1 protein-coding gene is annotated in these 416 nt (G+C 51.9%); it reads left to right on the top strand.

Going from position 1 to position 416, the window contains the following annotated elements; genetic code table 11:
- The coding region (locus PPL9_RS21365; protein WP_200962354.1) for an FG-GAP repeat protein at positions 1-416 on the top strand (416 nt) is incomplete at both ends.

Genomic DNA, 416 nt, shown 5'->3' with positions numbered 1-416 from the left:
GCCGCAGGTTCCGTCTATGTTTATGTCCCAGATGGTCAGGGCGGTTACACACAAACCAAGCTGATTGCTGCCGATGGGGCATTAGGTGACATGTTTGGCAGCCATGTTGCTATTAGCGCATATGGAACGATCCTTGTCGGTGTACCGGGAGATGATGTCAAAGGGTTCGATTCTGGGTCTGTCTATGTGTTCAAACCAGATGCATTAGGTAACTACACTCATCCTGCCAATGAACTGGCGTTGTGGGAGACACCTGACACTTCCCCGATCACTCAGAGCCTTCAGCTGGCTTTTACGGATGTGGATGTGTCAGATGAAGCTCACACCGCCAGCATTACGGATGTCAGCGCAACCGGTGTCACCTCCGGTCTGTCATCCTTGAATGACGACGACCTCAAAGCTCTGCTGAGCGTTAC

This window comes from Pseudovibrio sp. POLY-S9 (assembly GCF_001431305.1).
Lineage (GTDB): Bacteria > Pseudomonadota > Alphaproteobacteria > Rhizobiales > Stappiaceae > Pseudovibrio.
The sequence above is the reverse complement of the archived record's forward strand: the minus strand, read 5'-3'. Positions and strand labels throughout refer to the sequence as shown.